The sequence below is a fragment of the Acinetobacter sp. BMW17 genome (assembly GCF_001592855.1).
Classification (GTDB): domain Bacteria; phylum Pseudomonadota; class Gammaproteobacteria; order Pseudomonadales; family Moraxellaceae; genus Acinetobacter; species Acinetobacter johnsonii.
Window position 1 is genome coordinate 37,592 of sequence record NZ_LSOD01000018.1, and the last position, 21,086, is coordinate 58,677.

Sequence of the window (21,086 nt, forward strand, 5' to 3'; positions counted from 1 at the left end):
AAGAAATTATCAAAGTTCTGTTGCTTTAGCCTGTATATTTTTATGGCTACCTTTATAGGGTTAATTATGAACAGTAAATGTCAACAGACCCTAATGTTAAGTAAAGAAGATGCCTAGAAAATGGCGAATGAGATATTGCAAAAAGAAAGAGAGAAAAGTCAGTCCAAATTAGCGAAAAAATCATCCACAATCGATAGGATATATAAAACAAAAAATTTGGCTAAGGTACCGCAATATCAGCATATTTTACTTTTTAGACAAGCCAAAAGTCTCGCTGAAGATCATCCGCTATATAATAAAATGTGATGTGGTTATTTGGTATTAGCATTGTTATTTGTCAAATATCTCTTTAGACAGAGGGTAAGTGTGAGTAGCTTTGACCCTAATAATATTGGTCTATTTTCCTTTCTTATTCTTTTTATGGTCATTATGCTATACCGTAGTCTATTCATTAGAATGTACTTTAAACGACTCATTCAAGCTTATCTTTCAGCAAATTCGTCTAAAAAGCTTTGAGCGATTGGCTATATATTATTCTTGCTGTTGTTACATTTAATGCTCAAAATTGAACAGCAACATCTGCTGCTGTTCAATTTATTGGGGAAGCATCTAAAAATACTGCTACAGAATTAAGGCACAAGCACTTTTAATTCACGCAGAATATGACACAACTGAATCATAGGCATACCCATCAACGTGGTTTGATCTTGTCCTATCATTTGTTCAAATAAGCTGATACCAAGGCTTTCACACTTGAAGCTTCCTGCACACATCAGTGGCTGTTCAATTTTAACATAACGCTGAATTTCAGGCAGTGCCAGTTTACGGAACTTAACTTTATAGTGCTCAACCAGACTACGTTCAAAATCTGTTGAGTGTTGCTGTACGCTGAGTGCGGTACTGAAGTAGACAATTTTGTCCGAATTGGCTTGTAGCTGTTTAATGGCTTTTTCAGTACTCAATGGCTTACCAATAAAAATATCGGGTGCACCTTCACGCCATGCCACCTGATCTGAGCCAATCACGATTGCTTCAGGGTTTTGTGACGCAATGAAATGCGCTTTTTCATAAGCCAATCGTTTGGCTAAATCATCGGCATGGCTTTCACCACGAGGCGATTCGTCTATATCAGGCACAACGCAGCGGTAGTCTAGACGTAAACGGTTCATGAGGTCTTTACGAGTTTGACTGCTTGATGCCAAAATAATTTCAGAAGTATTCATTCGACTGCATATTCCATAAGCACATTCAGTGGGACATAGGAGAGTACAGCTTGATGGCAAGCTTGAACTTTAACAGGAGGCGCAAAACCGGCCTGATAAGCTTCTACCCAACGGGTCACACAGATACACCAAAAATCACCAGGTTGTAGACCTGGAAAGCCAACTTCAGGCACAGGGGTAATGAGATCATTACCCACTCGCTGAGAAAAATTTAAAAACTCAGAGGTCATTTCGACACAGATCGTGTGTTGTCCCAAATCGGAAGGTGCTGTATGACAAAAACCATTACGGAAATACCCCGTGATCGGGGAATAACAACAGCTGGCTAAAGGTTCACCCAAAACGTTTAAACGGTTTAGATTTGGATCAGGATGAATAGACATAAATGCTAAATCTAGTGAGACTTTTCACTATGATAGCAAAACTTTGCCTTTCGTTTGCTTTTCTGCAAAAGAAGCTAACCTTTTTCTGCATAATCATTTAAAATCGACGCGATTTTTATATATAGAAAGAGAGCTCTACATGAATTTTCAGCGTATGACTGACCTCGATTTAAAGGGTAAACGTGTTCTTATTCGCGAAGATTTAAACGTTCCTGTTAAAAATGGTGTGATTACAAGCGATGCACGTTTACGCGCCGCTTTACCAACAATTAAAGCAGCGTTAGCACAAGGCGCAGCCCTAATGGTTTATTCTCACCTTGGTCGTCCAGTTGAAGGTGAGCCAAAACCAGAACAATCACTAGCACCTGTTGCTGCGTATTTGACTGAAGCATTGGGTCAAGACGTTCAATTAGTGACGGATTACCTTGATGGTGTTGAAGTGGCAGCAGGTCAAGTGGTACTCCTTGAAAACTGCCGTTTTAACGTGGGTGAAAAGAAAAACAACCCAGAACTTGCTGCAAAATATGCAGCACTTTGTGATGTATTTGTGATGGATGCATTCGGTACAGCACACCGCGCAGAAGCATCAACTGAAGGCGTGGCACGTTTAGCAAAAGTTGCAGTGGCTGGTCCTTTATTGGCGGCTGAGTTAGATGCACTTGGCCGTGCATTACAAACACCTGAAAAACCAATGGTTGCTATTGTTGCGGGTTCTAAAGTATCGACTAAGTTAGATGTGTTGACATCACTTTCTGACATTTGTGATCAATTGATCGTGGGTGGTGGTATTGCCAATACGTTCTTGGCAGCAGCAGGCTTCAATGTCGGTAAATCATTGTGTGAAAATGATTTGATTGACACAGCAAAAGCGATTGCTGCAAAAGTTTCTGTGCCGCTTCCAACGGATGTTGTAGTAGCAGATGCTTCTGAAATCGATTTTGCAGACTTCTTGGGTTCATTGGCTGCTGCTAAAGCAGTCGTGAAAAAAGTTGAAGATGTGACTGACAATGACATGATTTTGGATGTAGGTCCAGAAACGGCAAAAGCATTTGCAGACATTCTAAAAATGTCGAAAACGATTCTATTGAATGGTCCAGTAGGTGTGTTTGAAGTCGATCAGTTCGGCGAAGGCACAAAAACTTTATCTTTAGCGATTGCTGAATCTGCTGGCTTCTCTATTGCAGGTGGTGGTGACACTTTAGCTGCGATTGATAAATACGAAGTTGCAGATAAAATTGGTTATATCTCAACCGGTGGTGGAGCTTTCCTTGAGTTTGTCGAAGGTAAAACACTTCCAGCAGTTGCAGCGCTGATAGAGCGTGCACAATAATTATTGTGTGCTCATGCTGTTTTAAAAAGGTTGACTTCAGTCAACCTTTTTTTATGAACTTAACAAATCTATTCATCATTCAGTCATGAAAATGAAATAATGCTGAAATAAACTACAGGGCATTAAATCATCTGTTCTAGGAAAACATTATGAATTTAAAAATGACCCTTGCTGCACTTTTGTTAGCACCATTGGCACTGACTGCTTGTAAGAAAAATGAAGCACCAGAGCAAACCGCTGCGGCATCTGAAACAGCAGCAGTTGAAGAAGCTGTAACTGCTGAACAACAAGCGGCAATTGATGCGATTGATCAGCCAGAGTTGGATGAAAAGAACAAAGACATTCCTGCTGAAGTTGCAAATGCACCAGCAGATGCTGCAACAGCAGATCCTGCGGTAGAGGCTTCGGCAGCTACAGCACACTAAATACACGCGAATTTCGTAAAAAGTCCCTGCAATTGCGGGGATTTTTTTTAAATAGTGTTATTTGTTGCTGAATTGAAACCTTTGAGCATGTAGAATATGTCGCATCAACTGGGAGGACATTATGGCTCTTATTTCATTGCGCCAGCTCTTGGATCACGCCGGCGAACATGCTTACGGCGTACCAGCATTCAACGTAAACAACTTAGAACAAATGCGCGCAATCATGCTTGCAGCAGATGCGACAAATTCACCTGTTATCGTACAAGCATCAGCGGGTGCGCGTAAATATGCAGGTGCTCCATTCTTACGTCATCTTATTTTGGCTGCAATTGAAGAATGGCCACATATTCCAGTGGTAATGCATCAAGACCATGGTACAGATCCAGACGTTTGCCAACGTTCAATTCAATTGGGCTTCTCATCTGTGATGATGGATGGTTCATTGGGTGCAGACGGTAAAACACCAACAACGTATGAATACAACGTTGATGTAACTCGTCGTACAGTACAAATGGCGCATGCATGCGGTGTTTCAGTTGAAGGTGAAATCGGTTGTTTAGGTAGCCTTGAAACGGGTATGGCAGGTGAAGAAGATGGCGTAGGCGCTGAAGGTGTTCTCGATCATTCTCAACTTTTAACTTCAGTTGAAGAAGCACGTCAGTTCGTTGCAGATACCAATGTAGATGCGCTTGCAATTGCAGTAGGTACTTCACACGGTGCATACAAGTTCACGCGTCCACCTACAGGCGATATTTTGGCAATTGACCGCATTAAAGAAATTCATGCGGCGCTGCCAAATACCCACCTTGTGATGCACGGTTCAAGCTCTGTTCCTCAAGAATGGTTAGCGATCATTAACCAGTACGGCGGCGACATCAAAGAAACTTATGGTGTTCCTGTTGAGCAATTGGTTGAAGCAATTAAGCACGGTGTTCGTAAAATCAACATCGATACAGACTTGCGTTTAGCATCGACTGGTGCAATGCGTCGTATGATGGCTGAACAACCAAGCGAATTTGACCCACGTAAATTCTTCGCGAAAACTGTAGACGCAATGAAACAAATTTGTGTTGACCGTTATGAAGCATTTGGTACAGCGGGCAATGCCGACAAGATTCGTCCAATTTCTTTAGAGAAAATGGTTGATCGTTATAAATAATTCTTTTTGAATAATTTATATTGGAAAAGCCCACCCTGATGTGGGCTTTTCTATGTGTGTTTATATTCGAGGCGACAATAATAAGAGTGTGCTATGGAACTGATATTTGCTGCGGCCTGTTGTAGTGTGGTGGTCTCCATTCTTTTAAAATGGGGCAAAAACAAAGGATTTGATCCGATCCAGATGATCAGCTGGAACTATGCTTCAGCCAGTTTACTGTGTTACTTCTGGTTTAAACCTGATCTAAGTCACGTTTCTATTTCAAATACCCCGTGGTGGCTGATTGTCGCGCTTGGTGTTTTGTTGCCGAGTGTATTTTTATTTTTAGCTAAATCTTTACAATATGCAGGCATTGTCAAAACAGAAATCGCACAGCGTTTGTCGGTGATTTTATCTTTATTGGCGGCTTATTTTATTTTTCAAGAACAGTTTAGTCAGCTCAAAATTGTCGGGGTAGTCTTGGGGCTTGCCGCCGTGATGTGCATTTTATTTACCAATGCCTCTGGTGGTGGAGAAGGTCAAAAACAGGCTGTGTGGTATTTAGCACTAGTCTGGTTTGGTTATGCGCTGATTGATGTCTTACTCAAATATACAACAGGGCTGGGTGTGCAGTTTTCCGTTGCGTTAAACCTGATGTTTATTTGCGCGTTTTTATTGTCAGTCGGTTATGTTGCTGTGACCACGAAAAATATCGGCTTAACCAAGAACGTCTTGGCAGGTTTATGTCTTGGCGTGTTGAACTTTGCCAATATCGCACTTTATGTCAAAGCTCATCTGTTACTCAAGGACAGCCCAGCGGTGGTCTTTGCAGGCATGAATATTATGGTGGTGCTGTTAGGCGTATTCAGCGGACTACTGTTCTTTAAAGAGAAGCTCAAACTCGCAACAGCAATCGGATTGGTGTTGGGTATTACAAGCGTGGCTTGTTTAGCTTATGCAATGTCTGTTTAAAATAGATCTGCACAAAGGAAAAAGGGTGTTTGAACAGATCTTCAATCACTGCAATTCCCAATAACAGCCCTGGTTGCTCACAATTGGGGCAATCGGGATAGTGAGGGCGCATGATATGTTGATACTGACCTAAATAGATTTTATTGCAATGTGCACATTCAAATTTCATCGGTATATTGGGCTTAACAGACATCAGCAACCTCACTTTTTTTGTTTTGGCATTGAACATGATGAAGCAATTTTCAGGGCCCAAAATATAAAAGGGACTGAAGTCCCTTTTATAAACAAATAGCATTACAGCTGCGTGAAAATATCTTCTTTGCTTAAGCGAGACTTTGGCAATTTTGCATTGAAGTCAGCATCACTACGATAGCCTAGTGTGAGCAATACAGAAGGGATTAGACCTTGTTCGGCTAAACCTAGCTCTTCACTAATAATGGATTCATTAAAACCACCAATTGGCGTCGCATCAATTTTTTCAATACCTGCAGCCAATAGAATTTGACCTAAAGCAATAAAGGTTTGGTTTTCGGCCCAACGCTGCACATCACCTTTTTCATTGCGGTAATAGTTGACATAACCTGAACGACTGTCTTTTTGGCCTTGCTTAGCGGCATCATCTTTAAAACGACCATGTAGGTCATCTTGATGCAATAAATTTTCCAAATGTTGCTCAGAAATATCGGCTTTGGTACAAAATAAAATTGTATGTGATGAATCTAGTACTTTGGAAGCATTGTATGCGTATTTACCCACCAGTGCTTTTGCAATTCGTTCTTTGGCGTTTGTGTTTTCTGCAATGAAAAAATGCCAAGGTTGGATGTTGATAGACGATGGCGTCAAGCGGAGAATTTCTAATAATCGAGTAAACTGTTCATGAGGGATCTTTCTATTTGGGTCATAAGCTTTGGTGGTATAACGACTTTTTGAAATATTTAGCAGATCCATAATCGCACTCGATTTATTGTTGATGTCTCATTCTAACCGATGAAAGGAGACTTGTGATCACGCTACAACTCGAACAGACTTAGATTTTAGTTGAATATGTGTACTGGCTGAACACGCATTTAAGCGCCTGTGAATAAAGTATTTATATGAAAAGTTTTTTATTTCAAATAGATAAAATAATAAAAAAGTCATTCTATTAAAAAATGGGCTATTTTTGCTTAAATCTTGTCAACCTAGTATAATGCAGACTACGAGTAGGTATTGTTCCTACTTTTCTATGATATAGCTGATTGTGATCTATCTGAGTTCAAGCATGTGACTTGAATATCATCATTGTAACTACAGAATTATTATTCAAAACCCGTTTTATTAATCTCTTTGTTCCATCACAAAAAGCTCACTTAGTGAGTTAAAATTTTGACAACTTTAAATACATGGCGTGTTGCTACAGCCGTAAATGGTAGTGAAATCAATGTAAAATTGGTGCCACTTAAACGTCAACAGAATACAAATCACGGTTTAATCTGGGTTGAAGTGGGGCATATGATTCAACTTGAATCTGGCGAAACTCTTCCAATGAACTTAGATGGTTTGAGCTTTTATACCGGTGTTAATCAATTGTACCGTCTAAATGAGTTGAATTAAGGCGGTAATTACTTGAGTTAGCATTATGTATAATATTGATTGGTATAGTAAAAAAATGGCATTAATACTGCCATTTTTTTAATGCCAAATTTTGTAGATGATCATTCGCATTGATTTCTAAAATCTGAGCGGAATCTTCTTTCCAGTCACCGAGTACAATTCTCTTTTTCCTATCGACATCATGAATATTGGCGCGGTGGGTGTGTCCGTGAATCAGTAAATCGACATTTTTTAGTGCTGCTTGAACAGCATCTTGATTCACATCCATGACTTCATAGCTTTTAAACTGTTGCGCTTGACGGCTTTTTTTACGGAATCCATTGGCCAGTTTTTGTCTAAAGCCAAGCGGTGTACTTTTTAAAAACTTCAACAGAAGTGGATTACGGATAATTTTACGAAAGCGCTGATAGGATACGTCATCCGTGCAAAGTAGATCACCGTGTTCAATACGAATGGTGTGATCTGAAAGATTGAGTGTGCAAACTTCGGCTAAAAGTTGCCCATTAAATTGGTCGAGGAACTGTTGTCCTAGGGCAAAATCACGGTTACCTGTTAAGAAATAGATGTGATTGCCTGCATTTGAAAATTGTTTTAAGGCGCGAATGATTTCATCTAGCCAAGGGGCTGTGTAGTCATCACCAATCCATGCATTGAACCAGTCGCCTAAAATATACAGTTGGGTATTCTTGTTTTTATAAGCATCTAATAAATCTAAAAACCCCCGAACGAGTCGAGGGTGATCTGGTGACAAGTGTAAATCAGCGATAAACAAATAGGTCACGGAAGTTTCCATTTTAATTTAATCTCCCTAAATCCCTCTTTTAAAAGAGGGACTTCCTCCCTTTTTTAAAGGGAGGTTGGGAGGGATTCTTATTCAGAAATGATCTTAGCAGATTCAATCACAACATTTTCTAGTGGAACGTCAGCGTGGTAGCCACGGTTGCCAGTACGAACGCCTTTAATTTCGTTTACTACGTCTAGGCCTTCAGTTACTTTACCGAAAACTGCATAACCCCAACCTTGTGCATTTTTGCCAGAGTGGTTAAGGAAAGAGTTATTACCCACGTTAATAAAGAACTGAGCAGATGCAGAGTGAGGTGCTTGTGTACGCGCCATTGCAATTGTACCAAGGTCATTGGTTAAGCCGTTATCAGCTTCGTTTTCAATTGCATCACGTGTTGCTTTTTCTTTGAAGTTTTCATCCATACCACCACCTTGGATCATGAAGCCATCGATCACGCGGTGGAAAATTACGCCGTCATAGAAACCGTCACGTACGTATTCTAAGAAGTTAGCAACAGTGATTGGTGCTTTTTCGTTGTTAAGTTCAAGAACAATACGACCTTTATTGGTGTTTAATTCGACTTGAGGAAAACTCATTGTGTAATCTCCTAATCATGGACATCAAAGCCATGGGTTTTTTGGTTGTGAGAAGCATAAGCAAACTGTAAACTACAAGGCAAGTAAAAACGTTATTTTCTTTGTAAAATAGATCAAATATCGTTTAAGGAGCTGTAAAATATTCATAAATCGACTGATAGATCAGTTAGAATTATGCTCGTATAGCAGGACCCTATTTTTCCTTAATTTTTTTCATCAAAGTGATTTTTAAACTATGAAGCCGAATGATGTTGTTTCAACACTGCCAAATAACCCGACACCAAGTAACAATGCCTCTGTCGCAGCGCAGCAAGAACAACAGCCAGGCTTAGATTTTGTTCGCCAAGTGATTACCGAAGATTTGGCTGAAGGTCGTACGCAAAAAGTAGTCACGCGTTTCCCGCCAGAGCCGAATGGTTATTTACATATTGGCCACGTGAAAGCGATTTGCTTAAACTTTGGTATTGCCAACGAGTTTGATGGTTTTTGTAACCTACGTTTTGATGACACTAACCCAGATGCAGAAGAACAAGAATATGTAGATGGGATCGCCAACGACGTTAAATGGTTAGGATTTGAGTGGAATGGCGAACCGCGCTATGCATCAAGCTATTTCGATCAACTCCATGCATGGGCGATTCAACTGATTAAACAGGGTGATGCTTATGTGGATTTGCAGTCACCTGAAGAAATTCGTTTGAACCGTGGTAACTTTATTGAGCCAGGTAAAAACTCGCCTTACCGTGATACCTCAGTTGAAGAAAACCTTGCACGTTTTGAAAAAATGAACAATGGCGAGTTTGCGGAAGGTGAAGCTGTTCTGCGTGCCAAGATTGATATGGCATCTCCAAATGTGCATATGCGTGATCCTATTTTGTACCGTGTACTCCATTCAGAGCATCACCAAACAGGTGATAAATGGAAAATGTACCCAATGTACGACTATGCGCATCCATTATCCGATGCAATCGAAGGCATTACTCACTCATTATGTACTTTGGAATTCCAAGATCACCGTCCGTTTTATGACTGGGTGGTTGAGAAAGTACACTCGGAAGCAGTACCACGTCAGTATGAATCTAGCCGTTTAAATATCGACTACACCATTACCTCTAAGCGTAAATTGCGTAAATTGGTTGAAGGTGGTTATGTTAATGGGTGGGATGACCCGCGTATGCCAACTGTTGTAGGTATGCGCCGTCGTGGTTTTACCCCAGAAGGCCTACGCGACTTCTGTAAGCGTGTTGGTGTGTCGAAGTCAGACGGTATTGTTGATGTTGCAATGCTTGAATATTGCATCCGTCAGTCTCTAGAAAATGTTGCGGCGCGTGGTATGGCGGTGTTGAACCCACTTAAAGTTACGCTCACCAACTTGCCTAATGATATGGATTTAACCCATTCACGTCATCCAAATGTAGATATGGGTGAGCGTGTGATTCCGTTAACATCTGAAATTTACATTGACCGTAAAGACTTTGAAGAAGAGCCACCAAAAGGCTTCAAACGTTTAATTCCTGGTGGTGAAGTGCGTTTGCGTCATGCTTATGTCATTAAGTGTGATGAAGTAATTAAAGATGAAAACGGTGAAGTTGTTGAGTTGAAATGTTCAATCGACCCTGAAACTTTGGGCAAAAATCCAGAAGGTCGTAAAGTTAAAGGGGTGATTCACTGGGTATCTGCGACCAAAGGTATTCCTGCAGAAGTCCGTATTTATGATCGCCTGTTTACAGAGTCGGACCCTGAAGTGGGAGATGATTTCTTAGCGAACTTGAACCCTGATTCGTTGAAAATTGTACACGCGGTGATTGAGCCTGCATTGGCGCAAGCACAGCCTGAAGACCGTTTCCAATTTGAACGTGAAGGTTATTTTGTTGCAGATCAATACGACCATACAGCAGAGAAGCCTGTGTTTAACCGTATTTTAGACTTAAAAGACAGTTTTAAGCCTAAATAAGCGCTGTTTGCTTGATGTGGATATAGATATAAGGCTCAACCTCGGTTGAGCCTTTTCGTAGCGAAACCAATAGGAATACACTGTGATCGTTCGAGATAAAACCAATAGCTTTGCATTACTCTTTGCTTGGCGCGGCACCATTTTACCGAAAGTGTTTCCGGCACTGATGGTAGGTGTTTTAATTTCAACACTGTTGGTTTATCTAGCGACTCAACATTACGTGACAGCTCCTGCAGTGCCTGTCATTGGTTTTACTGTATTTGGTGTGATTCTTTCGATTTTCTTAAGCTTTCGAAATACAGCGTGTTATGACCGCTGGTGGGAGGGGCGTAAGCTATGGGGCGCAATGATTGCCAACGCACGGCATATGATTCGTGATAGTTATGTCTTAAATGATGCAGAGCGTAGAGTTTTGATGTATCGCGTCATGTTATTTAGCCACTTGCTTCGAGATCGTTTACGGCAGCAAAGTCATACTTATGACCACTATCAAGCCAAAGTACAACTGACAGCAGAGCAGTGGCAAATATTGGCTACGCATATTAATCCACCGCAATATCTATTAGAGCTTACGCAGAAAGATCTGGCGGCGTTGTATAAGCGTGGTGAGATTAGCGATATTATTTACAGTATGCTGACCAAGCATACGGTGGCAATGGGGGATATTCACGCTGGTTGTGACCGTATTTCATCTACACCTCTGCCATTTTCTTATTCGGTTTTGTTACACCGTGCCGTGTACTCTTTCTGTCTCATTTTACCTTTTAGTTTAAGTTCCAGTCTTGGTTTTTGGTCACCTGTGATCGTGGCCTTAATTGCCTATCTCTTATTGGGTTTAGATGCGCTAAGTGCAGAGTTAGAAGAACCTTTCGGGCTTCAGGAAAATGACTTGCCTTTAGATGCTATTGTGCGGGGCATAGAGCGTGAAATGCTCAGTTCTTTAAATGAATCCTTGCCAGAACCAGTAAGTGCGCATAGAGCCAATTTAAGTTAAAGCAGTAAACAAATCCATAACAGAAAATGAGTGGATTGCCTGAGCCATAACAAATTTTCGATATGATTGGTTTGTTGAGATGTGCTATCACTAAGTTTAAAAGTGATAGGGATATAACAATGACTACCGTGATCGAAACTCAGATGTTGATTCGGCGTTCTGTCAATATTGTGTTTAATGCTTTTATTGATCCACTCATAACCACCAAGTTTTGGTTTAGTCAGTCTTCGGGCTATTTAGAAAAAGGCGCAATGGTCGATTGGACATGGGATAAATACCAAATTACACACTCGACTCATGTCCTACAAGTCGTTGAAAATGAGCTGATCTGCATCGAATGGGGCACGTCTAAAACTAAAGTGGATTTTGTATTTGAAAAAATCGACAGCATGAATACCTATGTGATCATTCGAAATTATGATATTGAGTTACAAGGTAATGAGCTGATTCATTATGTGATGGATGCAACAGGTGGCTTTACTACAGTACTAGATGGTGCCAAGGCATGGCTTGAATACGATATCCAGCTCAACTTGGTTGAAGATAAATTTCCACCTTTTGAACTGCGTTCACATCAGTGATCTTTTTTAGAGCGCTCTTCTTTAAACTCAAAATAGTTCCCAAGCTGCTGTTTGGCCTTATCACGTAATTTCTTTTTGATATAGAGCACCAAGGCAAAACAGGTGGTGGTCAGCGTTAACATTAGGCTGTTCATAAAACTCATCATGGAGCTGACATAGCCAATGGTAGTGAGTCGGTTCATCATTTTGATGACTTGTGGGCTACTTTCAACGCCTGTAATGGCCCACGTGCATAAGTGTTCACAGTTATTGATAATAAGATGGTAGTTGTTTTCATGCATGCGTGAGCGCATCCGGCGAACCACTTTACGGCCTTTATATTTGGGGGCTTGGTACTGATTGACTGTAATTTTACGTCCGTGGCTAAAGTTCTCGATGGAAGTGATTTCAATGGGGTGCTTTTTAAAAAGATGTGCAAAACCTGAATAATGAATCACACGTCCACGCCCCGCATATATGCCGTGATGCGTATAGCCAAAATGTTTGACTATGAGATGAGCCCCCAAGGGGTAGTGGACTTTTTGTTGTTGCATGCCTAATACGTGCTAATTCATTACAGTTGTCTTTTATCTGTATTTTAAAGCTTCTGCTGGGAATAATCGACTGTTTAGTGGGTTTCGCTTATTTGAGTTTACGATGATAGAAATAAAAGAGACCAATTGGAAAGGAGTATTTAGCTTTTGTGATCGCATTAAAAAAGGATGCAAGCATCCTCTTTTAAGATGAAGTAGTGTTTATTGATCCACTAGACCTAAAAGTGAATTTTGGGTACTGCACATGCGTGTTGCTTCTTCAGTGTTCATCGCTTTCACGTCTTCTTCAAATTTCTTTTTTTGTTCTTTGAGTTGTTCTTCAGGCAAACCCATCTGCTCGGCAAGTTTTTCCATTTTTTCCCAAGACTCAACACAGGCTTTTGGCATTTTGCTACATGCTGTTAAAGATAAAAGGGTAATACATGTGCTGACCATAAATAATTTTTTCATTGCTTAAACCTTTAATTTTCAAACATTATTGATTTTTATATTGAGCCTGTAAGGTAACAAAAAAATTAGACTTTGTATAATATTTAAACGTGCAAAGTGTACTGTGCTTCATATGCTTTGGTTTTTTTATAGGCAGAGTGACGTACAGACATTAAAAAAGGCACTTAGATTGATCTAAGTGCCTTTTTGATGAATATTCAGTGACTCTACTACTGTAGAGGTCGATGCTGAAGTTCATTTAACTCCTTACGGCCATAGCCACGAGAAGCTAATACTTTTTTAATCCCAACAATCACGTCTTCATCGGTCGCTGTTTTAAGCTTTTCGATGAGCTGTTCATTGGTTTTACAAGAGCAGTCATTTTCAACACAAGCAATTTGATTTTTATGCTCGTTTTGCTGTTCATTTGAAAACAGCTTTTGCCAAAAACTCATATAGACTTCATTTACAACCTAATATAGGGTGAAATATAACCAATCTGTAAAATAATGCAAGTCAGCGTGAGAGATAAAAGCAGCGATCGATGTCGAAAAATTCCGATTATAGCGCAAGGTATTAACGTTATTATGACAGTTGAAATACTTGCATTTTATATAAGCTTATCTTTTTTCATGAAAATTAAAAAAGAAGCTCATTTGAGCTTCTTTTTTATACGGTTTAAGTTGCAACAAATTGTTTAAATTTTTTCCAGTAAAACCCCAGACTCGACATGGTGGGTATACGGAAATTGGTCAAACAGCGCAAACTGTGAAATTTTATGAGTTTGGCTGAGTGTTTTTAAGTTGTCATGCAAGGTGTCAGGATTACACGAAATATAGATGATCCGTTCAAAACGCTGAATCAATTTCAAGGTTTCATCATCAATACCCGCACGCGGTGGGTCAACAAACACCGTATTGAACTCATAGCTGCTCATATCGATATTTGCTTCTTGTAAGCGACGGAATTCGCGTTCGCCGTTATAGGCTTGTGTGAAGTCTTCTGCCGATAAACGCGCGACTTGAATATTATCGATGTGGTTTTGTTCGATGTTCCACTGTGCTGCATACACCGAAGACTTAGCCAGTTCAGTGGCTAAGACACGGTTGAAACGGGTTGAGAGCGGTAGGGTAAAGTTACCATTACCACAGTAAAGTTCTAATAAATCTTTATTTGACTGCTGTGCAGCATTGCAGGCCCATTCGAGCATTTTTTGGCAGACTTGCGCATTGGGCTGCGTAAAGCTGCTTTCAATTTGTTTGTACTGATATTTACGCTCAAAAACTTGTAGTTCTTCCACCACAAATTCATCGGTGAGTACCACTTTTTGACCACGGCTACGGCCAATCAACTTAATATTTAATTTTTCTGACAGTTGTTTGGCTAAAACCTGCCATTGTTCATCGAGTGGGCAACGATAAATCAGTGAAACCAGCATTTCACCTTTTAAGGTTGCTAAGAAATGCACTTCAAATAGGTGTTTTGAGAGGAGATCATTGCTTTTTAATTCTGCCAATAAAACAGGCATGAGCTGATTAATACTGGCATCAGCGATTGGGAAGTCATTAATATGAATGACTTTCTTCTGATTGTCTTCATCGCGTTCAAACATGGCATAAAACATATCATCTTCGGTATGCCAAATACGGAATTCTGCACGCATGCGAAAGTGTTTTTCAGGAGATTGAAAAACTTCAAGCGAAGGTGGAGTGAATTCAGCAAATTGAGCTGTAATTCGTTCAATTTTGGCGTCAAGTTGTTGTTGATAAGAAGAAGTCATATGCAGTAAAAATCGCAAACATATTGAAAAAAGAGATGGTAACAAAGTTTGCCGAATTAGCCTAAAGATATTCAGCAAAAGCGTGGGGTTTATTCATGTTACAGATGGTTTGATACTTTGCTATATCGGAAATTTTCGAGCAGATTAAGTCAAACCGAGTCGCATAAAAAATGCCAAGTAAACAGACTAGGAGATGTTGACTTGGCAATAGAGGAAACACAATAATAAACCTGCAGTCCCGATGAGGGCTACAGGTTTAAATTCGGCTTAGTTCAAAGTCATGAGACTTGCATTACCACCAGCAGCTGCAGTGTTAACACTAATAGCGCGTTCAATCACAAAACGTTCCAAAGGAATGGCTGTTTGTGATGGGCTAAGGTGAGTAATACCTACAATTGCACCTTGACGCTCAGCAATCTGCTGTTGCAACGCTAAAAGCTGCGCTGTTGTACCATGGTGTAATACTGCATCAAAAGCATCAGTTTTGATGTCTTTAATGACATGGAACGCTTGAGCCAATGCTTTAGGCATGCTAGGCATGTGTCTTAACACAAAACTGTTATCTGCAAGCACCGCTGGACGGCTACCAACTGCAAAAATCGCATTCAACTGTTGTAGTTGATCCACTTCTTGTTCAGCTAATGACAAGACTGCATGACGCGGAATTACCATGTATTGGTTACTTTCACCTGTTGGACCTTGCAGCTCGTAATGATGGCCTGAACAGAAGTTCTCAATTTTTGCCAATTTTACTGCTGGGAAGGTTTTAGTTGCCCACTCAAGGAACAATGCAGAGTTGCTGAACTCGACTTGAGGGTTTAAGTCAGCACCTGTTGCAAATGGTTTATTCAACTTTTTCGCAGAACAGTTTTGCATTAGGCGATATAGATAAATTGGACCACCCGCTTTAGGGCCAGTACCTGATAAACCTTCGCCACCAAAGGGTTGTACACCGACAACTGCACCTACGATGTTACGGTTGATGTAGAGGTTACCTACTTCAGCATGGGTCATTACAGTTTGAATGGTTTCATCAATACGGGTATGTAAACCCATCGTCAGGCCATAGCCTTTGCTATTGATGTGCTCAAGTAACTGTTTGAGTGAACCTTGGTTAAAGCGAATCACGTGCAGCACAGGACCAAACACTTCGCGCTCTAAATCATTGAGATTTGGTAACTCAATTAGTGTTGGTGTAATGAACGTACCTGCATTTATCTCAGTGTCTTGAGCATCATTACGCATCAACTGGTGTACGCGATGACCTTTTTGGCGCATTTTGTCGATGTGCTTTTGAATGTTTTCTTGCGCTTCAGCATCAATCACAGGGCCAATATCTGTTTTAAGTAGATATGGGTTGCCCACTTGAAGTTGCTGCATTGCGCCTTTAAGCATTTGAATCACAGCATCGGCATTGTCTTCTTGTACACACAGTACGCGAAGAGCAGAACAACGTTGACCTGCACTGTCATAAGCTGAGCTGACGACGTCAAGTACAACTTGTTCAGTCAGTGCTGATGAGTCAACGATCATGGCATTTTGACCGCCTGTTTCGGCAATCAGAGGAATGCTTTCACCAGTTTTGCTCAAACGTTTCGCCACAGTTTTTTGCAAAATTTTGGCAACTTCAGTAGAACCTGTGAACATGATGCCTTGAACTTGCTCGGCTGCACTGAGTTGTGCACCCACAGTTTCACCGCGACCTGGCATCAGCTGTACAGCAGCTTGAGGCACACCCGCTTGCCATAAGATTTGAATTGCTTGAGCTGCGATCAATGGCGTTTGTTCAGCTGGTTTAGCAATCACGGTATTACCCGCAACCAATGCAGCAGCGACTTGACCTGTGAAGATGGCCAATGGGAAGTTCCATGGGCTAATGCATAGCATCGTGCCTAAAGGCTCAACTTCTGCATTCGCATCTAGATCAATCATTTGCGTTGCGTAGTAACGTAAGAAATCTACAGCTTCACGAACTTCTGCAATAGCATTGGCATACGTTTTACCACTTTCACGGCAAAGTAAAACCATGAGTTCTTCTAAGCGAGCTTCCATTAAGTCAGCAGCGCGAAGTAGGTAACTCGCACGGGTGTCTTTAGCCGTACGTGCCCAAATGTCTTGAACAGCCTGGGCATTGTTTAATGCTTGCTCAACTTGTTCAGTTGTTGCTTCTTGTACATAACCCACAACATCTGAGTGACGTGCTGGGTTGATAATGCTTTGCGGAGCAACGGCGTCATTGGTCTGAATGTGCTCACCCATTGGTGCAGCAGACCATTGGTGCTTAGCAAACTGTTGAGCTGTTTGGTTCAGTTGAGCTAATGCAGAGTCATTTGCAAGGTCTAAACCTTTAGAGTTTGCACGCAGCTGCCCATAAAGCTCAGCAGGAAGTGGAATCGAAAGGTGCTTTTGACCCACGATATTTTCACGTTTTGCACTGCTTAAAATGGTTTGAGTTGGGTTTTCAATCAAATCATCAATTGCGAGTGACTTATCTGCAATACGGTTTACAAAAGAGGTGTTTGCACCATTTTCAAGTAAACGACGTACAAGGTAAGCCAATAGTGTTTCATGATTGCCCACTGGCGCATAAATACGGCACGGTACACCCAACTTTTTATCTTGCTTTTCACCGACCACTTGTTCATAAAGTGGCTCGCCCATGCCATGTAAGCATTGGAACTCATACTGACCCACATAGTATTTCTCTGGGTTAGCCATTTCATAAATGGTTGCCAAGGTTTGCGCATTATGTGTTGCAAACTGTGGGTAGATTTGTTCTGGTGCAGCCAATAATTTCTTCGCACAAGCGATATACGACAAGTCTGTATGTACTTTACGGGTAAATACAGGGTAGTCAGTCATCCCTTCGATTTGTGCTTTCTTGATTTCGCTGTCCCAGTACGCGCCTTTCACTAAACGAATCATTAAGCGTTTTTCGCTACGTTTAGCCAAGTCTACGATGTAGTCAACCACGTAGAAACAACGTTTTTGATATGCTTGGATAACGAAACCAATGCCTTTCCAGTCTTTGAGTTCTGGTTCAAAGCATAGGCGTTCAAGCATTTCTAAAGAAATTTCTAAACGCTCAGATTCTTCTGCATCGATATTTAAACCGATGTTGTAGCCGCGTGCTAATTTAGCAAGGTTAAAGACTTTGCCGTACAACTCTTCATGCATACGTGCAACTTGTGCGCGTTGGTAGCGAGGGTGTAGAGCAGATAATTTAATTGAAATACCCGGGCCGTCATAAACATCTTTGTCTTTTGACGCTTGACCAATGGCATGAATGGCATCGGTATAGTCTTTCATATAACGATCAGCATCATGATCGGTCAGTGCCGCTTCACCCAGCATGTCGTATGAATAGCGGAAGCCTTTTTCTTCAAGACGTTCAGCGTGTTGTAATGCTTCGCCAATGGTTTCGCCAGTCACAAACTGTTCGCCCATCATACGCATAGCCACATCAACCGCTTTACGGATGATGCCACGCCCACTACGTGCCAATAAGCCTGTTAAAGTACCTGATAAGCTATTTTGTTTTGGTGTTTCCATCAGTTTGCCAGTCAACATCAGGCCCCATGCAGCTGCATTGACAAACATCAGGTTACTTTGACCAACGTGTTCTTTCCAGTTGCCTTGGTTGATTTTGTCTTTAATCAATAGGTCACGTGTCGCCATGTCTGGAATACGAAGTAATGCTTCAGCTAAACACATCAGCGCGATGCCTTCTTGAGAAGACAGTGCAAATTCTTGTAAGAGACCCTGTACAATACCTGCTTTACCGCTGCCGCTTTTACGTTCACGTAAAGTATGAGCCAAATCAAACGCAAGTTCATGAATGCGTTGATTCATCTCGTCAGAGATTTTGCTGTGGTCTAATAAATTTTGAACACAGTCAGTTTCGGCACGTCGCCAAGCGGTATTGATTTCAACTTCAAGCTCACTTTTTTCTTTGAATTCGGTAATATATTCAAATTGAGTTTGAGCGTCGTTGAAATGCGTATTGCTTTCCATCATATTCATGCCTACATCCTGTGCATACAATAATGTGTTGAGAGATCTATAGTAATTAATTTATGATTACAGAAAGAATGCCGAATAACTCACTATAATTTGTATGCTATTTAGAGATTAATTCAGATGACGAGCCCAATTTTTAGCTTGGACCGAACAGATATCAAAATATTGGATATTCTTCAAAGAGATGGAAAAATATCGAATATTAAACTTGCCGAAGAAGTGAACTTATCAGCGACGGCTGCTTTGGCTCGGGTGCAAAAATTAACCAAGGAAGGCTTTATTCTGAGTTATGAGGCACGCTTAAATCCAAACATGCTCAATGCCAGTTTTGTGGTTTTTGTGGAGATACTTTTGGATAAAACCACGCCACATGTCTTGGAAGACTTTCGCCATGCCGTACTACAGCATGATGAAATTGTGGAATGCCATATGACCAGTGGGGGCTTTGATTTTGTGGTGAAGATTCGTTGTGCCAGTATGGATGAGTTCCGAAAAATCTCAGGTCAAGTCTTGTGGCAACTGCCGGGCGTTAAAGAAACGCGTAGTTATCCCGTGATGGAAGTCATCAAAGAAAGCTCACGTATTCAACTTAAGTACAAACCATTGTCGAAATAATTGAGTGCATGAGATGCAAAAAAAGGGGCTTAAAAGCCCCTTTTTTTGTTGGTCTACACGTTCAATTAACGTTGTGTAGATTCTTCTTTCATTTCAGCCATGGCTTGTTTGTACATGCTGTCTGCTTGTTCAAAGCGTTGTACTACTTCAGCTTCAGGGGCTTTACCCATTAAGCTTACAACTACAATGCTGATCCAAGAGAAGATGAAGCCTGGAATAATTTCATATAGACCTAAGTGTCCTAATGCATTTTTCCATACAATCACAGTTACCGCACCAACAATAATACCTGCAATAGCACCATTCAAAGTCATGCGCTTCCAGAACAAAGACAAGATAATCAGTGGACCAAATGCCGCACCAAAACCTGCCCATGCATAAGCTACAAGGCCTAGAACTTTACTGTCAGGGTTGCTTGCTAAACAAATTGCAAGAATAGCAACTGCAAGAACCATGAAGCGACCCACCCAGACCAATTCTTTTTGAGAAGCGGTTTTACGGATGAATGCTTTGTACATGTCTTCTGTCAATGTTGTAGAACAAACCAGTAACTGACAGCTTAATGTACTCATCACCGCAGCTAAAATTGCAGCTAAAACAATGCCTGCAATCCATGGGTTGAATAATATTTTAGTCAGTTCCATGAACACAGTTTCAGGGTTTTGAGAAACCACAGCAGCCAGTTCAGGGTGTTGTTGGAAGTAAGCAATCGCAATAAAACCTGCACCGACTGCACCACCTAGACATAAAATCATCCATGTCATACCAATGCGACGCGCAGCAGGAATTGTTTTTACAGAGTCTGCAGCCATGAAGCGCACTAAAATGTGTGGCTGACCAAAATAGCCTAAGCCCCATGCCAATGATGACAGGATGGCAACAGTGCTGAGTTCAGAGACAATGTGCATGGCTTGTGGGCGAGCAGTTTCAAGCAGGACTGTGAACTGTGCAGCATTACCATCAATCGCAAGATAAGTCATGATTGGGGTAAGCAGCAGAGCAAAAATCATTAAGCCTGCTTGGAAGGTGTCTGTCCAGCTAATAGCAAGGAAGCCACCGATACATACATAACTGATGGTTGCAATTGCGCTAATCCAAAGAGCAGTGGTGTAGTCCCAGCCAAAGATGCTTTCAAATAAACGTGAGCCAGCCACCATGCCGGAAGCACAGTAAATCGCGAAGAATACTAAAATGACGATCGCTGAGATCATACGCAAGATACGTTTACGATCTGCGAAACGACCTGTGAAATAATCAGGCAGGGTGAGGGCATTGTTTTGGACTTCAGTGTGTACACGTAAACGTCCTGCAACCAATAACCAGTTGAGCCATGCACCAATGATCAGACCTACAGCAATCCACGCTTCAGACAAACCAGACAAATAAATTGCGCCTGGTAAGCCCATCAGTAACCAGCCACTCATGTCTGATGCACCAGCAGAAAGTGCAGTAACCACACTTCCTAAACTACGCCCACCTAAGATGTAATCATCAAAGTTGTTTGTGGACTTGTATGCATACAAACCGATGCCAACCATGGCAATGATATAAACTAAAAATGTGACGAGGGTGGGGTTAATTTGACTCATAGGCATTCCTTGGCAAAATCCGACTTGGGAGATTTTTTAATCGCTTTGTTTGAGACGGCGATTCAAGCATAAAAATAAAATTACACTCTGTAACAGTTGTGAGGTGTCTTTGTATATTTTATGTAAATATTAATTGTTTTTTAAAAT

21 protein-coding genes are annotated in these 21,086 nt (G+C 41.1%); 9 read left to right on the plus strand and 12 right to left on the minus strand.

Translation table 11 applies throughout. The features are described 5' to 3' along the window. Positions 1-629: 629 nt before the first annotated feature. Positions 630-1,223, minus strand: a complete 594-nt coding sequence (locus AXW61_RS04390) for a Maf family protein (RefSeq protein ID WP_062032724.1) — start codon at positions 1,221-1,223, stop codon at positions 630-632. Beyond that, positions 1,220-1,606, minus strand: a complete 387-nt coding sequence (locus AXW61_RS04395) for a DUF2237 domain-containing protein (RefSeq protein ID WP_062032726.1) — start codon at positions 1,604-1,606, stop codon at positions 1,220-1,222. The genes AXW61_RS04390 and AXW61_RS04395 overlap by 4 nt, the downstream gene beginning before the upstream one ends. A 139-nt stretch (positions 1,607-1,745) precedes the next feature. Here AXW61_RS04395 and AXW61_RS04400 point away from each other — a divergent pair, with 139 nt between their 5' ends. The 4 genes from AXW61_RS04400 to AXW61_RS04415 all read left to right on the plus strand — a co-directional run bounded on the left by AXW61_RS04400 (position 1,746) and on the right by AXW61_RS04415 (position 5,471). After that, a complete protein-coding gene (locus AXW61_RS04400; RefSeq protein WP_062032729.1) occupies positions 1,746-2,936 on the plus strand; it encodes a phosphoglycerate kinase in 1,191 nt (396 codons plus the stop codon). A 149-nt stretch (positions 2,937-3,085) separates the two neighbouring features. Next, complete coding sequence (locus AXW61_RS04405; protein WP_004696954.1) at positions 3,086-3,361, plus strand: hypothetical protein; 276 nt, start codon at positions 3,086-3,088, stop codon at positions 3,359-3,361. A 121-nt stretch (positions 3,362-3,482) separates the two neighbouring features. Continuing rightward, positions 3,483-4,520, plus strand: coding sequence for a class II fructose-bisphosphate aldolase (gene fba, locus AXW61_RS04410; protein ID WP_004984718.1), 1,038 nt, complete (start codon positions 3,483-3,485; stop codon positions 4,518-4,520). A gap of 93 nt (positions 4,521-4,613) precedes the next feature. Further along, positions 4,614-5,471 carry a DMT family transporter gene (locus AXW61_RS04415; protein WP_062032732.1) on the plus strand — a complete coding sequence of 286 codons (858 nt, stop codon included), beginning with the start codon at positions 4,614-4,616 and terminating at the stop codon, positions 5,469-5,471. Here the strand turns inward: AXW61_RS04415 and AXW61_RS17745 are convergent. Together AXW61_RS17745 and nfsB are read right to left on the minus strand one after the other, a co-directional pair. Next, complete coding sequence (locus tag AXW61_RS17745) at positions 5,431-5,664, minus strand: hypothetical protein (RefSeq protein ID WP_081408264.1); 234 nt, start codon at positions 5,662-5,664, stop codon at positions 5,431-5,433. The two genes, AXW61_RS04415 and AXW61_RS17745, sit on opposite strands and share 41 nt — an antisense overlap. Positions 5,665-5,765: 101 nt before the next feature. Next, positions 5,766-6,419: an oxygen-insensitive NAD(P)H nitroreductase gene (gene nfsB, locus AXW61_RS04420; protein WP_062032735.1), complete on the minus strand. Its 654-nt coding sequence runs from the start codon at positions 6,417-6,419 to the stop codon at positions 5,766-5,768. A 417-nt stretch (positions 6,420-6,836) separates the two neighbouring features. Here nfsB and AXW61_RS04425 point away from each other — a divergent pair, with 417 nt between their 5' ends. Continuing rightward, on the plus strand, positions 6,837-7,064 hold the full coding sequence (locus AXW61_RS04425; protein ID WP_004696967.1) for a hypothetical protein: 228 nt from the start codon (positions 6,837-6,839) through the stop codon (positions 7,062-7,064). A gap of 61 nt (positions 7,065-7,125) precedes the next feature. On the opposite strand, the gene AXW61_RS04430 is transcribed toward AXW61_RS04425, so the two are convergent. After that, positions 7,126-7,845 (minus strand): UDP-2,3-diacylglucosamine diphosphatase, encoded by a 720-nt coding sequence (locus AXW61_RS04430; protein WP_062032783.1) that lies wholly within the window; start codon positions 7,843-7,845, stop codon positions 7,126-7,128. An 89-nt stretch (positions 7,846-7,934) separates the two neighbouring features. Next, on the minus strand, positions 7,935-8,444 hold the full coding sequence (locus AXW61_RS04435) for a peptidylprolyl isomerase (protein ID WP_004696971.1): 510 nt from the start codon (positions 8,442-8,444) through the stop codon (positions 7,935-7,937). A gap of 235 nt (positions 8,445-8,679) precedes the next feature. On the opposite strand from AXW61_RS04435, the gene AXW61_RS04440 reads away from it, so the two are divergent. The 3 genes from AXW61_RS04440 (at position 8,680) to AXW61_RS04450 (ending at position 11,973) form a co-directional block, all read left to right on the plus strand. Further along, entirely contained in the window at positions 8,680-10,398 is a 1,719-nt protein-coding gene (locus AXW61_RS04440) for a glutamine--tRNA ligase/YqeY domain fusion protein (protein ID WP_062032738.1), read from the plus strand. 82 nt (positions 10,399-10,480) lie between these two features. After that, on the plus strand, positions 10,481-11,392 hold the full coding sequence (locus tag AXW61_RS04445; RefSeq protein WP_062032741.1) for a bestrophin family protein: 912 nt from the start codon (positions 10,481-10,483) through the stop codon (positions 11,390-11,392). 119 nt (positions 11,393-11,511) lie between these two features. Further along, positions 11,512-11,973, plus strand: coding sequence for an SRPBCC domain-containing protein (locus AXW61_RS04450; RefSeq protein WP_062032744.1), 462 nt, complete (start codon positions 11,512-11,514; stop codon positions 11,971-11,973). Here the strand turns inward: AXW61_RS04450 and AXW61_RS04455 are convergent. The 5 genes from AXW61_RS04455 to putA form a co-directional block, all read right to left on the minus strand. Continuing rightward, positions 11,967-12,506, minus strand: a complete 540-nt coding sequence (locus tag AXW61_RS04455; RefSeq protein ID WP_004984706.1) for a lecithin retinol acyltransferase family protein — start codon at positions 12,504-12,506, stop codon at positions 11,967-11,969. The two genes, AXW61_RS04450 and AXW61_RS04455, sit on opposite strands and share 7 nt — an antisense overlap. 201 nt (positions 12,507-12,707) lie before the next feature. Beyond that, on the minus strand, positions 12,708-12,956 hold the full coding sequence (locus tag AXW61_RS04460) for a hypothetical protein (RefSeq protein WP_062032747.1): 249 nt from the start codon (positions 12,954-12,956) through the stop codon (positions 12,708-12,710). A 209-nt stretch (positions 12,957-13,165) separates the two neighbouring features. Then, the gene (locus tag AXW61_RS04465; protein ID WP_004984703.1) at positions 13,166-13,390 is read right to left on the minus strand and encodes a hypothetical protein; all 225 of its coding nucleotides are present in this window, start codon (positions 13,388-13,390) and stop codon (positions 13,166-13,168) included. Positions 13,391-13,632: 242 nt separating this feature from the next. Beyond that, positions 13,633-14,715, minus strand: coding sequence for a tRNA (uridine(54)-C5)-methyltransferase TrmA (trmA, locus tag AXW61_RS04475; protein WP_062032750.1), 1,083 nt, complete (start codon positions 14,713-14,715; stop codon positions 13,633-13,635). Between the two features lie 267 nt (positions 14,716-14,982). Further along, on the minus strand, positions 14,983-18,738 hold the full coding sequence (putA, locus tag AXW61_RS04480; RefSeq protein ID WP_062032752.1) for a trifunctional transcriptional regulator/proline dehydrogenase/L-glutamate gamma-semialdehyde dehydrogenase: 3,756 nt from the start codon (positions 18,736-18,738) through the stop codon (positions 14,983-14,985). A 117-nt stretch (positions 18,739-18,855) separates the two neighbouring features. Here putA and AXW61_RS04485 point away from each other — a divergent pair, with 117 nt between their 5' ends. Then, positions 18,856-19,350: an Lrp/AsnC ligand binding domain-containing protein gene (locus AXW61_RS04485; protein WP_004696989.1), complete on the plus strand. Its 495-nt coding sequence runs from the start codon at positions 18,856-18,858 to the stop codon at positions 19,348-19,350. Between the two features lie 65 nt (positions 19,351-19,415). Here AXW61_RS04485 and putP read toward each other — a convergent pair whose 3' ends face one another. Then, positions 19,416-20,939 carry a sodium/proline symporter PutP gene (gene putP / locus AXW61_RS04490; RefSeq protein WP_062032755.1) on the minus strand — a complete coding sequence of 508 codons (1,524 nt, stop codon included), beginning with the start codon at positions 20,937-20,939 and terminating at the stop codon, positions 19,416-19,418. Positions 20,940-21,086: the final 147 nt, after the last annotated feature.

Excerpts from the sequence above, each read along its gene's own strand:
- fba (WP_004984718.1), top strand. The coding sequence starts at position 3,483 with ATGGCTCTTATTTCATTGCGCCAGCTCTTGGATCACGCCGGCGAACAT.
- AXW61_RS17745 (WP_081408264.1), bottom strand. The coding sequence starts at position 5,664 with ATGTCTGTTAAGCCCAATATACCGATGAAATTTGAATGTGCACATTGC.
- AXW61_RS04395 (WP_062032726.1), bottom strand. The coding sequence starts at position 1,606 with ATGTCTATTCATCCTGATCCAAATCTAAACCGTTTAAACGTTTTGGGT.
- AXW61_RS04415 (WP_062032732.1), top strand. The coding sequence starts at position 4,614 with ATGGAACTGATATTTGCTGCGGCCTGTTGTAGTGTGGTGGTCTCCATT.
- AXW61_RS04435 (WP_004696971.1), bottom strand. The coding sequence starts at position 8,444 with ATGAGTTTTCCTCAAGTCGAATTAAACACCAATAAAGGTCGTATTGTT.
- AXW61_RS04440 (WP_062032738.1), top strand. The coding sequence starts at position 8,680 with ATGAAGCCGAATGATGTTGTTTCAACACTGCCAAATAACCCGACACCA.
- AXW61_RS04400 (WP_062032729.1), top strand. The coding sequence starts at position 1,746 with ATGAATTTTCAGCGTATGACTGACCTCGATTTAAAGGGTAAACGTGTT.
- putP (WP_062032755.1), bottom strand. The coding sequence starts at position 20,939 with ATGAGTCAAATTAACCCCACCCTCGTCACATTTTTAGTTTATATCATT.
- nfsB (WP_062032735.1), bottom strand. The coding sequence starts at position 6,419 with ATGGATCTGCTAAATATTTCAAAAAGTCGTTATACCACCAAAGCTTAT.
- AXW61_RS04455 (WP_004984706.1), bottom strand. The coding sequence starts at position 12,506 with ATGCAACAACAAAAAGTCCACTACCCCTTGGGGGCTCATCTCATAGTC.
- AXW61_RS04460 (WP_062032747.1), bottom strand. The coding sequence starts at position 12,956 with ATGAAAAAATTATTTATGGTCAGCACATGTATTACCCTTTTATCTTTA.
- trmA (WP_062032750.1), bottom strand. The coding sequence starts at position 14,715 with ATGACTTCTTCTTATCAACAACAACTTGACGCCAAAATTGAACGAATT.
- AXW61_RS04390 (WP_062032724.1), bottom strand. The coding sequence starts at position 1,223 with ATGAATACTTCTGAAATTATTTTGGCATCAAGCAGTCAAACTCGTAAA.
- AXW61_RS04485 (WP_004696989.1), top strand. The coding sequence starts at position 18,856 with ATGACGAGCCCAATTTTTAGCTTGGACCGAACAGATATCAAAATATTG.
- AXW61_RS04405 (WP_004696954.1), top strand. The coding sequence starts at position 3,086 with ATGAATTTAAAAATGACCCTTGCTGCACTTTTGTTAGCACCATTGGCA.
- AXW61_RS04465 (WP_004984703.1), bottom strand. The coding sequence starts at position 13,390 with ATGAGTTTTTGGCAAAAGCTGTTTTCAAATGAACAGCAAAACGAGCAT.
- AXW61_RS04450 (WP_062032744.1), top strand. The coding sequence starts at position 11,512 with ATGACTACCGTGATCGAAACTCAGATGTTGATTCGGCGTTCTGTCAAT.
- putA (WP_062032752.1), bottom strand. The coding sequence starts at position 18,738 with ATGAATATGATGGAAAGCAATACGCATTTCAACGACGCTCAAACTCAA.